The sequence below is a fragment of the Caulobacter sp. GW821-FHT10E02 genome, from assembly GCF_059415225.1.
In genome coordinates this window covers 1,788,993-1,799,534 of record NZ_JBWKMV010000001.1, presented here as the reverse complement: position 1 = coordinate 1,799,534, position 10,542 = coordinate 1,788,993, and the positions used below count along the sequence as shown (strand labels likewise).

Genomic DNA, 10,542 nt, shown 5'->3' with positions numbered 1-10,542 from the left:
GGTCCCTTCGTCTATCGGTTAGGACGCCAGATTTTCAATCTGGAGAGAGGGGTTCGACTCCCCTAGGGACTGCCACCCGCGAGGCTATATATTTCGGCTGCTTTCCGCTTCGGCGGCGATGTGGTCCCTTCGTCTATCGGTTAGGACGCCAGATTTTCAATCTGGAGAGAGGGGTTCGACTCCCCTAGGGACTGCCACCTTCGGCTGTATTTCAGGATTGTTACTGTGTTGTTTCTGCGACGAAATGTCGCGGATCGCCCCCACCTGGGGTTTTGACGCGATTTCGTCATTGACGGCTCTCGTCACGCGAGAACACTGTTCTCGTAGTGCTTGCTCCGATGGGCTGATTGGGCAAGCCAGAGGGGTGGGATGTCTGGTTTCGATTTTGAGGACGCTGCGGCGCACGAAGAGTTCGTGCGCATCAGCGGAAAGGTGAAGTGGTTCGACGCCGGCAAGGGTTACGGGTTCATCGTACCGGATGATCCGGGCCAGACCGGGCTCAAGGACGTACTTCTGCATGTGACATCGCTGCGTAACTGCGGCCGCGAAACCGCCATGGAGGGGGCGGTGATCGTGTGCGACGTGGTGCGAAGGCCCAAGGGCTGGCAGGTCAGCGAGGTCGTCAATCTCGATGAGAGCTGCGCTTCGGCGCCGATCGAGCGACAGAGGCGGACCTTCGCCGAAGGGCCGCCGCGCCGTGACCTGATGCGGGAAGGCCATGGGCGTCACGCCCTGGAGCCCGAGGGGCCGGCCGAGCACGCCAAGGTCAAGTGGTTCAACCGCACCAAGGGCTATGGCTTCGTGATCCGCGACGCCGAGCCGGGCGACATCTTCGTGCATATCGAGACGCTCCGCCGGGGCGGGCTCGAGGACCTGCAGCCGGGCGACGATGTCCTGGTGCGGTTCGCGCGGGGGCCCAAGGGCCTGGTGGTCGCGGAAATCACCCCCGGCGACGCCTGACTTCCGCTGCCTCCTGGGGAAAGCTAGTCTCGGTGGAGATTGGCTTTCACCGAGGTGCTGCGTGGCGGAACGGATGATCGGAAGGCGGGCGCTGCTCGCCGCGTTGATGCTTGGCGTCGGCGCGGGCGCGTCCGCTTGGGCCGCGCCTGGCGCCGCACCGGCGGGCAAGCTGGAGACGGTGGAGATCGTCACCATGCGCGGTCGTCCGCGCTTCCAGGTCGAGATCGCCGCCACCCGCGCCCAGCAGGAGCGCGGGCTGATGTTCCGCAAGAGCCTGGCGCCCGATCGCGGGATGCTCTTCACCTACGCCAAGCCCCAGCGCGTGGCGTACTGGATGAAGAACACCCTGATCCCGCTCGACATCATCTACATCGCGGCGGACGGCAGGATCCTGTCGATCGCCCGCAACGCCCGGCCGCACGACGAGACGCCGCTGGCCTCCGGCGGCCCCGTTTTGGGCGTCCTGGAGCTGGCCGGCGGCCGCGCGGCGCAACTGGGCATCCTGCCCGGCGACCGGGTGCTGCATCGAATCTTCCCGAAGGGGTGAATAGAGGCGTTCGGATCGTTGATCCGCGCATCGAACCCCTGTAGAGCACGCGCCTGCCGATGTTTCGGAGCGTAGCGCAGTCTGGTAGCGCGCCTGGTTTGGGACCAGGATGTCGCAGGTTCAAATCCTGCCGCTCCGACCATCGGCAAGTCTTCTGGGAGAGGTCCATGCTGGCCCGCATCTATCGCCCCGCCAAGAACGCCATGCAGTCCGGCAAGGCCAAGACCAAGGACTGGGTGCTGGAGTTCGAACCGGCCTCGGCCCGCAAGCCCGACCCGCTGATGGGCTGGACCACGTCCAGCGACATGAACGGCCAGATCCGCCTGACCTTCGAGACGCGCGACGAGGCCGTGGCCTACGCCCAGCGCCACGAGATCGCCTTCCAGCTCTTCGAGCCGAAGGTCCCCAAGAAGATCATCAAGGCCTACGCCGACAACTTCGCCGCCAACCGCAAGCAGCCCTGGACCCACTAGGGTTCTTGCGGACCAGGCCGGCCAGCGCGCGCCCTTAGCTCAGCTGGATAGAGCACTCGCCTTCTAAGCGAGCGGTCGCTGGTTCGAATCCAGCAGGGCGCGCCAGCTTCCCAACTGGTCGCGGACGTGCGCGCGCATTCCCAAGTTTCCCTAAGTTTCCTTTTTCCTCCTTAAAGCGGGGCGGAGGAGGGGTATTTCGTTGCGCTCTGGAAACGGGCCTAGGAGTTCGTCGAGGGCGGCCGCCAGGTGAACCTCGAACAGAGCTAACATCTGTTCCGTAACAGGTGGCGTCTCTGGCCAGTCGCCTGCCTCCACCATCTGCGCAGGCGGCGGAGCGCGTTTGCGCCTTCCCGCATTCGGCGCCCCTCCCTGCGGAGACTGGTGAGGCTTCAAGTCGCGAGCCGTGTTTAAAAGGTCCAGGAGCCTCCGAGCGTACTCGACCAAGACCTCGCCTGCGGGCGTCAGCACAAGTCCTCGGCCAGCCTTAACTGCAGCCTTGGAGAACGTCCCAAGCGAAGCGCCGCCTACCAAGGATCTGAGGCTGTCGAGGTCAAGCGTGTTGCGCATCCGGCTGCCCTGTCATGAAGAACATGACCGGCCTATCCTGATGGTGTTCCAATTGTTCGGAAAAACCGAAGCGTCGTCTTGTGGCGCGACCTCGTCGACGGATTGTGCCCGCGGCGGTCATCGACGAGCGTGGGCGCACAATTGGGCCTCTCTGTTCTGGTGGAAAGGCCCAGCGATCGGATCTTGGGCGCTGAGCCTGTCAGGCTTCGATCACAGCGTGAGATCTGCCGGGCGCGCTGCGCCAGGTGCGTCTCCAGCGGTTGGGCGGCGCGCCAACCACGCGATGGAAGACCCGTGACATATGGGCTTGGTCGGCAAAGCCGCAGGTCAGGGCGATGCCGCAGAGCGGCTCATCACTGCTGAGCATCACATGCTGGGCTCGCTCTACACGTCGGTCGATAATGAACTGCTGCGGCGACCTGCCGAACGTGGCCTTGAAGGCGCGTGTGAAGTGGGACGTGCTGATCCTGGCCAGTTGGGCCAGGTCGCTCATCCGGATGGTCGAATGCAGGTGCTCATCGATGTAGGCCAAGGCCCGTTTGGCTTGCCAGGACGCCAGGGTGGTGGGGGCTCCGACGGCGCCCTTGGTTGCCGCCGTCGTCCGCGATGGCGCCAGCAGACCCATCGCGACGATGAGCGCGTTGCGCACCACCTCCCGGTCGCTGTCCAGGGCGTCGAACGCCTTGGTCACGAGGCGGTCGAGCGCCGTGAGCGTGGCGTTCGAAACGCGGGGCTCTTCGGTTTCGAAGGACTGGGAGGCGGCCAACAGGCCGAGCATGGCGGGGGGCGGCGAAGCCGCCAGGAGTGCTGCCGTCGTCATGTTTGTGCTCCTATAGGCTGAGCTAAAGGGTGTGTTTGATCGGTCGCTGGCGCGAGGCTCCAGCGAGGGAATTCGATGACGCTGTGGTTTTGGGCGCGGGGCTAAGCCCGGCTCTTAGTCGCCGAAGGACGCTGCGGCGTTGGCTATGAAGTCCGCCACTGCCTGAGGCTGAGACAACATGGGTACGTGGCTGGACTGGAGGACCAAGACCTCTGCGCCCATCTGTTCGGCTGAGTCCTGTTGAACAGCAGGGGGCACGGTATGATCGAGCGTTGTCACAACATACCAGGCCGGTTTGTCTCGCCAGGCGGAGTGGGCGACGGCCGTTTGGGCCGAGCGGGAACTGAAAGGGCCCTGGGTGGCGTAGATGATGTCGGCTTCCTCAGTCGACAGGTCCTGGCCGAGGTATTTGCGCACGCCGTCGCGTGAAAGGATGACCCGATCGTCGTTGTAGGGTCTCAGCTCTTGGGTGACCGCCGCCGTCGCGTAACCGCTCCACCAATCGTCAACCGACTGGCCGCTGTCTGGCGCCGCGCCGGCGACGTAGACGAGGCCTTTGACCTGGGCGTGGTTGCCGGCCTCCGAAATCACCGCGCCGCCATATGATTGGCCGACGAGAAGAACAGGCTCCGGCTGCATTTCGATAGCCCGCCGAACAATCGCGGCATCGTCGTCAAGTGAACCCAGGGTTAGCTGCACAGCCTTCGCTTCCAGGCCGCGATCCAAAAGTAGAGGAATGACTTTTCGCCAAGAACTTCCATCCAGAAAGTACCCGTGAACGAGTATGATGACCTTAATCGACACGGCGACCTCCTTTCTCGATGTGATCTCGTGTTGGAAATAATATGCCAACGAAAACGACGTTATGCATGGATGGTTGTTGCGCAAACTGGTAGATAATTGCCACCTGGCGGCAAAAGTTTGGATTATTCGCAGAAAGTCGCGGCCCTACCGTAGATGTGAGCGGCAAAAATGGAAGATTGTTGCGCATCGAGAATGAAATTGCGAAGAATGGTTTCAGCTCGCGCTACGTCGCCTCGCATGTTCGCGCGAATAGCTGGCGGGGGTGCACCCGACCACCGTCCGAAAACGTCGGGTCAAATGGCTCTGGTCAGAGAACCCCAACCTGTCGGCGATCTCTGCCAGCGACAGGTCCGCCGCCTCGATGAGCGCCTTGGCCTGGCCGATCTTGCGTTGCTCGACGTACCTGACGGGCGTCAGCCCGGTCTCGGCCTTGAAGACGCGGATGAAGTGGAAGCGACTAAGGCCGGCGCGCTTGGCGAGGGCGGAAAGATCAGGAAAATCCTGCGTCGTGCGTTCGAGGTGTTCGATGACGCGTCGGATCGCCTCACGGTCGCTGATCTCGCCCGTGTGGTCGGAGACCGCATAAACGCCGTACTGGCTGACGAAATGCGCCGTCAGCGCTTCGGCCAGGTGGTGCAGCAGCGGCATGCGCCATTCGAGGTCGGGCTTGCGCATCTCCTCCAGGATTGCGCCGCCGATGTACAGGCCAAAGAGATCGTTGGCGCTCAGGATGGAGCCGGTCTGGTCCTCTTGCTCCAGCAGGAACGGGCCCAGGGCCGACTCGTCGCGCAACTGCTCGGGATCGATGCCGATCCGAAGCAGCGGCGGAATCGCTCCCGCTAAGCGCGCTGAGCTCTCGGTCGGCACGACGATCAGATCGCCCGCGCGGCAGGAGATCTCGCGTGAGGCGCCGCGCGTCTCGCAGGTAAACTGCCTCGAAGATCCGAGCGCGACCATGACTGCATGGTGGTCGCACGCCGGAACGCTTAGTTCGACCCCGTGACTTCCGTTGCGAATATCGAAGTGAAGGCCGCGAGACGTCGCCGACATGCCGGCGGTCGATATGGTCCAGCCGTTGATGCGCGCCCGCACCTCGGCAATGCCGACGAGTTTAGCTTGGCCACGTCTCTTCATTTCTCGTCCCAGCGTGCGTCGGCCGCAAGCGACCAGCGATGGCTGTCGCTCTCGATTCTATCGGATCGACCATCCAGCAAGTTATCTGCTCTGGGCCGCCAGGGGGATCAGGACTTGAGGCCTCGGGCCGGCGCGGGAGCGATCATAGGCTCCGGTCGCTTCATTGCGCCTTTGTCGGGGGATCAGCATCAAGGAGGGGGCGGGCTCCATCGTCACGATGACGGAACCCTAACCCCCTCAAATTCGACCCCGGTTTTCGCCGTGGGCGATGACCGGGAAAGGTGTCGTCAGGACTTGATGAACGCGAGCAGGTCGGCGTTCAGCACATCCGCGTGCGTAGTCAACATCCCGTGCGGATAGCCGGGATAGGTCTTCAGCGACCCGTTCTTGAGCAGGTTGACCGCACGGGGCACGGAACTGGCGAACGGGACGACCTGGTCGGCCTCGCCGTGCATGACCAGCACCGGCACTGTGATCTTCTTCAGATCATCGGTGTAGTCTTCGAGCCAGGAGGCGACGGTCTCGTAGTGGGCCAGGGCGCCGCCGGCCATGCCTTGGCGCCACCAGTTGGCGATGATCGCCTCCGAAGGCTTGGCCCCGTCGAGATTGTAGCCGTAGAACGGATTCTCCGGGACGAAACGGTAGAACTCCGACCGGTTGGCCAGCATGCCCGCGCGAATGGTTTCGAACCAATCCAGCGGCTGACCGGACGGGTTGTCTTCGCTCACGTACATGTTCGGCGTCAGGGACGCGACCAGCACCGCCTTGGCGACGCGGTCCTGGTGGCGGGCGACATAGCGAGCCACCTCGCCGCCACCCGTCGAGTGCCCAATATGGATCGCGTCGCGCAGGTCGAGGTGTTCGGTCAGAGCCGCTAGGTCGGAGACCCAGTGCTCCATGTCGTTGCCGGTGGCCGGCTGGTCGGACCGGCCATGGCCGCGCCGGTCGTGGGCGATCACCCGATACCCGTGCTGCAGGAAGAACATCATCTGGGCGTCCCAGTCGTCCGCCGTCAGCGGCCAGCCGTGACTGAAGACGATCGGCTGACCCGAGCCCCAGTCCTTATAGAAGATATTGACGCCGTCTTTTGTGGTGATCGTGGACATCGAAACGCTCCATCTAAGCTGTTAGGCATCAGCCCGTTGAGGGAAATTTCCCGCGTTGACCTGAGTGGTCTTTCGCTTCAACGAGACCTGCTTTGGAAAGCCAGACCGTTGATGCAGGAGCGTTTATCGTTCTAATTGATCGGGCAGTATTCGCCGTTCGTGCACCTTTTTGTCCGTTTTCCGCTGATTAAGAGAAGTCACGATCAGTCACGCTGTTCGTCCTAGAAGCGTCGGGACTCAATCCCGTATGCCGGCGGAACATGCGATTGGAATTGCACTGCGGGTGGAGCCCCGCTTCAAGCGCGACCTTGACCTGGTGAAGCTACGTGTCAGCGACGTGGCGCTGAGCGGCGTGCTACGTGCACGCGCCACGATCATCCCGCAGAAAGCTGGACGGCCCGTCCCGTTCGAGATCACCGAGCCCACAAGAGACGCGTTGGCAGTTTGGCTGAAGGTGGGTGGCAGACGCAACGACGACTGGCTGTGTCGCCAACTCAAACGCGCTTAGGCTGGCGAAACGCCATGGCGCGCCTAGCTCATGAATGTCGTGTTCTAGAGGCGCGCCAACGTCAGCAACTGGCGCCCGCTCGACCTCGAAACAGACCGCCTGGCCCCCGAACGGAGGCCACAGGCGCAGTCATGGGAAACTTTGGTTCCGCTGCCGGAAACATTCAAAGCGGCCTGATCGCCGCGGGCTTGTGTCCTTCAGCCAGCAGCCCCGCCAGGTTTTCCACGGCGGCAGCCAGGCTTTCCTCATCCCAAGCGGCATAGCCCAGGAGAAAGCCCTGGCGTCCTTCCGCCGAGCCGGCGTGAGTCGAGAGCGGGTCCAAACTAAGGCCTCGCGACGCGGCGAAGGCCGCGAAAGCCACGTCCGACTCCCAACCTTGCAGGGGGGCGTTCAGAACCGCGGCCAGGTGCATACCAACCTCTTGAGGCGCGACGGTCAGCACATCGCCCAGTCGCGCGCGCAACGCCTGGGCGAGCGCCAGGCGACGCGCGCCCAGGCGCTGTCGCAACTCACGCAGATGTCGGGCCAGGGCGCCGCTGGCGATGAACTCGGCCAAGGCGGGCTGAGCGGCGGTGGCGACCGGAGTCCCTTCGCGCGCTCGCGCCTGGGCCAGACGGTCGATCAGGGAGGGCGCGCCGACCACGTAGCCCAGTCGCAGCCCCGGGAACGTGACCTTCGAGAAACCGCCGATCGCCAGGACGCTGCCGCTGCGATCAAGGCTGGACAGGGTCTCCATCGGGCGTCCGGAAAAACGCAGCTCGCTGTCGTAGTCGTCGGCCAGGATGATCGCGCCGGTCTCGGCGGCCCAGTCGATCAGCGCCACGCGGCGGGGCAGGCTGAGCGGTGCGCCCGAAGGAAACTGGCGCGATGGCGTGACCAGCGCGAAGCGGGCGCTTGGCGCCAGTCGGCGGCCGATCGACACTTTCAGCCCCTGCGAGTCGACAGGGACCGGCACCACATCAAGGCCTTCGCGACTTAGAGTCCGTCGCGCGCCCACATGGCCGGGATCCTCCACCCAGATCTGCGCTCCGGGCGAACCCAGGGCGCGGGTGATGACCTGCAGCGCGTCGCCGGTGCCGCCGGTCACCAGAATATGCTCGGCGGTGCAGTTCAGCCCCTGTAGCGCGTGCAGATGCCCGGCGATCGCCGCGCGGAGCGACGGCAAGCCCGCCCAGTGATCGAAACCAATCGCCGCCTCGGCTTCCCGCCGCCAACCTCGCGCCGTCAGGCGGGCCCAGGTACGGATCGGAAATAGGTCGTTGGCCGGTGCGTCGGAATCGAAGGGACGACCGCGCGGCGCCTCGGCGCGTTGCTCTGGCGAGCGGGAGGGGGGATTGACGCGGGGCGGGGAGGGAGGCTTGCGGTCCAGCGTTCGGACATAATGGCCCGACCCGTGCCGGGAGGCGAGATAGCCTTCCACGCCCAGCTGCTCGTAGGCCGCCAGGGTGACCGTGCGCGAGACTCCCAGGTCGAGGGCCAGCTTGCGGCTGGAGGGTAGCTTTGCGCCCGACTCCAGCTGTCCAGACAAGACCAGGTCACGGATCCTGAGATAAAGCTGACGTCCCATCGGCTCGCGCGCGTCGCGATCCAGCACCACCGACAACAGGGAGGTCGCCGCGTCGCTTTTGCCCCTGGGTGTTGAAGTGGTCATCCGCATTGGGCCAAAAGTGGATATTTCGCATGGCCACGCAAGATACTAAGCGTGGCCTGGCTAAACGTTGAGGCGAAGCCGCTCGCTCGCTCGCTCAACGTTTCATCGCCCGAGCCCGCACCGCATTTCTGGAATGGACACACGTATCATGTCGCTGAGGATCAATTCGCTCGCCCCGAACTTCACGGCCAAGACCACCCAAGGCGAGATCGATTTCCACACGTGGATCGGCGACAGCTGGGCGATCCTGTTTTCGCATCCCAAGGACTTCACGCCGGTCTGCACGACCGAGCTGGGCTACATGGCGGGCCTGAAGCCGCAGTTCGACAAGCGCAACACCAAGGTCATCGGCCTGTCGGTCGACGCGGTCGAGAACCACGCCAAGTGGGCGGCCGACATCGAGGAGACGCAAGGCCACGCGGTCAACTACCCGATGATCGGCGACACCGACCTGAACGTCGCCAAGCTCTACGACATGCTGCCGGAAGGCGCGGGCGACACCTCGGACGGCCGCACGGCCGCCGACAACGCCACGGTGCGGGCGGTGTTCATCATCGGGCCGGACAAGAAGATCAAGGCGATGCTGATCTATCCGATGACCTCGGGCCGCGACTTCGACGAGGTGCTGCGCCTGCTGGACTCGGTGCAGCTGTCGGCCAAGTACACGGTGGCGACGCCGGTGAACTGGCGTCCCGGACAGGACGTGATCATCCCGCCCAGCGTCACCGACGAACAGGCCCGCGAGAAGTATCCGGACGGCTTCAAGACCCTGAAGCCGTATCTGCGGGTGGTCGCCCAGCCCAAGTAAGGCGACGAGCTCAAGGGAGCCGACATGATCTTCGAACAAATCGCTACCGGCGGCTGTCGTTCGTATCTGGTCGGCTGCCCCGACACGCTCAGCGCCGTGCTGATCGATCCCGAGATCAGCCAAGTCGACCGCTGCCGGGCCCTGGCCCTTCGCGATGGCCTGCGCGTGCGCTATGTGATCGACACCCACACCCACGCCGACCATTTCTCGGCCGCCCAGCAGGCGGCCGAGCTGTTCGAAGCGACGACGGTGATGCACCTCGCCAGCCCTGCGCCGCACGCCAGGCTGCGATTGGATGACGGCGACCAGCTGAATGTCGGTACCTTGCGCATTCGGGCCTTGCACACGCCAGGTCATACGCGGGACTCGATGTGCCTGATGGTTGGCGACCGGGTCTTCACCGGCGATACCCTGCTGATCGGCGGCACGGGTCGTACCGACCTGCCGACCGGCGACCCGGAGCAGCTGTACGACAGCCTGTTCGGCAAGCTGCTGACCCTCGACCCGTCGACGCTCGTCTTCCCGGCTCATGAGTACAAGGGCCGCTCGCACAGTACGATCGGCGACGAGATCGCCGAGAACCCGCGCCTTCAGAAGCGTGACCGCGCCGAGTTCGTGCAGATGATGCGCGACCTAAACCTGGCCGCGCCCACCCACCTGACCGAGGCCCTGCGCACCAACATGAGCGGTGGCAAGACGGTCAGCCAGTTGCTGGCCGAGGCCGCCGCCGACGTGCCGTTCATCGGCTTGGACGAACTGAGCCGCCGCCTGGCCAACCGACCCAACGATCTGCTGATCCTGGATGTGCGTGAAGAGAGCGCCTTCAACGCCGGCCACATCCCCGGGGCCATGCACCTGCCGCGCGGCCAGCTGGAACTTAGGGTCAACGAGGCGATTCCGGACCCGACGATGCGCATCGTCACCTGCTGCGAGTTCGGCAAGATATCGACCCTGGCGGCTGCGACCTTGCGCAGCCTGGGCTTCACAAGGGCCACCGCTCTGGACGGCGGCATGAAGACCTGGCGCGAGAGCGGCTACGGTCTGGACACGTCCGGATAAAATCTTCGCCGCAAATCGGCGCGCCCTAACGCGAAAAGGGCCTGGCCCTTGTCGACCGGTATTCGTCGACGGGGCGGGAAAAAAAGAGGAGGCGAGCGCGTGGCC

At 64.3% G+C, this 10,542-nt stretch carries 10 protein-coding genes, 4 tRNA genes and 1 pseudogene; 10 read left to right on the top strand and 5 right to left on the bottom strand.

The window, feature by feature from the left end; translation table 11 throughout:
* The 7 genes from AC07NI_RS07920 to AC07NI_RS07890 all read left to right on the top strand — a co-directional run bounded on the left by AC07NI_RS07920 (position 1) and on the right by AC07NI_RS07890 (position 2,085).
* Positions 1-75: transfer RNA gene (locus tag AC07NI_RS07920), tRNA-Glu, on the top strand.
* 47 nt (positions 76-122) lie between these two features.
* Positions 123-197 (top strand) — tRNA-Glu (locus AC07NI_RS07915).
* A gap of 172 nt (positions 198-369) precedes the next feature.
* Positions 370-960, top strand: a complete 591-nt coding sequence (gene cspD, locus AC07NI_RS07910; RefSeq protein ID WP_494617662.1) for a stationary phase survival cold shock domain protein CspD — start codon at positions 370-372, stop codon at positions 958-960.
* Positions 890-1,507: a DUF192 domain-containing protein gene (locus tag AC07NI_RS07905; RefSeq protein WP_494617661.1), complete on the top strand. Its 618-nt coding sequence runs from the start codon at positions 890-892 to the stop codon at positions 1,505-1,507. Before cspD ends, AC07NI_RS07905 begins: the two co-directional genes overlap by 71 nt.
* A 65-nt stretch (positions 1,508-1,572) precedes the next feature.
* Positions 1,573-1,649 (top strand) — tRNA-Pro (locus AC07NI_RS07900).
* 25 nt (positions 1,650-1,674) lie between these two features.
* A complete protein-coding gene (locus AC07NI_RS07895) occupies positions 1,675-1,980 on the top strand; it encodes an ETC complex I subunit (protein ID WP_494617660.1) in 306 nt (101 codons plus the stop codon).
* Positions 1,981-2,008: 28 nt separating this feature from the next.
* Positions 2,009-2,085, top strand: a tRNA-Arg gene (locus AC07NI_RS07890).
* A gap of 661 nt (positions 2,086-2,746) precedes the next feature.
* On the opposite strand, the gene AC07NI_RS07885 is transcribed toward AC07NI_RS07890, so the two are convergent.
* From AC07NI_RS07885 to AC07NI_RS07870, 4 genes are all read right to left on the bottom strand, one after another.
* Positions 2,747-3,367 carry a helix-turn-helix domain-containing protein gene (locus AC07NI_RS07885; RefSeq protein ID WP_494617659.1) on the bottom strand — a complete coding sequence of 207 codons (621 nt, stop codon included), beginning with the start codon at positions 3,365-3,367 and terminating at the stop codon, positions 2,747-2,749.
* 114 nt (positions 3,368-3,481) lie between these two features.
* Positions 3,482-4,171: an alpha/beta fold hydrolase gene (locus tag AC07NI_RS07880; protein WP_494617658.1), complete on the bottom strand. Its 690-nt coding sequence runs from the start codon at positions 4,169-4,171 to the stop codon at positions 3,482-3,484.
* Between the two features lie 213 nt (positions 4,172-4,384).
* The gene (locus AC07NI_RS07875; protein ID WP_494617657.1) at positions 4,385-5,305 is read right to left on the bottom strand and encodes a helix-turn-helix domain-containing protein; all 921 of its coding nucleotides are present in this window, start codon (positions 5,303-5,305) and stop codon (positions 4,385-4,387) included.
* A gap of 287 nt (positions 5,306-5,592) precedes the next feature.
* Positions 5,593-6,411, bottom strand: a complete 819-nt coding sequence (locus AC07NI_RS07870) for an alpha/beta fold hydrolase (RefSeq protein WP_494617656.1) — start codon at positions 6,409-6,411, stop codon at positions 5,593-5,595.
* 301 nt (positions 6,412-6,712) lie between these two features.
* On the opposite strand from AC07NI_RS07870, the pseudogene AC07NI_RS07865 reads away from it, so the two are divergent.
* Positions 6,713-6,895: pseudogene (locus AC07NI_RS07865) on the top strand (integrase); the annotation flags it as partial.
* 187 nt (positions 6,896-7,082) lie between these two features.
* Here AC07NI_RS07865 and pdxR read toward each other — a convergent pair.
* Positions 7,083-8,570: a MocR-like pyridoxine biosynthesis transcription factor PdxR gene (gene pdxR, locus AC07NI_RS07860; protein ID WP_494617655.1), complete on the bottom strand. Its 1,488-nt coding sequence runs from the start codon at positions 8,568-8,570 to the stop codon at positions 7,083-7,085.
* A 148-nt stretch (positions 8,571-8,718) separates the two neighbouring features.
* Here pdxR and AC07NI_RS07855 point away from each other — a divergent pair, with 148 nt between their 5' ends.
* Together AC07NI_RS07855 and AC07NI_RS07850 are read left to right on the top strand one after the other, a co-directional pair.
* Positions 8,719-9,378, top strand: a complete 660-nt coding sequence (locus AC07NI_RS07855) for a peroxiredoxin (RefSeq protein WP_494617654.1) — start codon at positions 8,719-8,721, stop codon at positions 9,376-9,378.
* 24 nt (positions 9,379-9,402) lie between these two features.
* Positions 9,403-10,437: an MBL fold metallo-hydrolase gene (locus AC07NI_RS07850; protein WP_494617653.1), complete on the top strand. Its 1,035-nt coding sequence runs from the start codon at positions 9,403-9,405 to the stop codon at positions 10,435-10,437.
* Positions 10,438-10,542: the final 105 nt, after the last annotated feature.

Coding starts and splice junctions, on each gene's coding strand:
- AC07NI_RS07885 (WP_494617659.1), bottom strand. CDS start 3,367: ATGACGACGGCAGCACTCCTGGCGGCTTCGCCGCCCCCCGCCATGCTC.
- AC07NI_RS07905 (WP_494617661.1), top strand. CDS start 890: ATGTCCTGGTGCGGTTCGCGCGGGGGCCCAAGGGCCTGGTGGTCGCGG.
- AC07NI_RS07870 (WP_494617656.1), bottom strand. CDS start 6,411: ATGTCCACGATCACCACAAAAGACGGCGTCAATATCTTCTATAAGGAC.
- AC07NI_RS07875 (WP_494617657.1), bottom strand. CDS start 5,305: ATGAAGAGACGTGGCCAAGCTAAACTCGTCGGCATTGCCGAGGTGCGG.
- AC07NI_RS07850 (WP_494617653.1), top strand. CDS start 9,403: ATGATCTTCGAACAAATCGCTACCGGCGGCTGTCGTTCGTATCTGGTC.
- AC07NI_RS07895 (WP_494617660.1), top strand. CDS start 1,675: ATGCTGGCCCGCATCTATCGCCCCGCCAAGAACGCCATGCAGTCCGGC.
- pdxR (WP_494617655.1), bottom strand. CDS start 8,570: ATGACCACTTCAACACCCAGGGGCAAAAGCGACGCGGCGACCTCCCTG.
- cspD (WP_494617662.1), top strand. CDS start 370: ATGTCTGGTTTCGATTTTGAGGACGCTGCGGCGCACGAAGAGTTCGTG.
- AC07NI_RS07855 (WP_494617654.1), top strand. CDS start 8,719: ATGTCGCTGAGGATCAATTCGCTCGCCCCGAACTTCACGGCCAAGACC.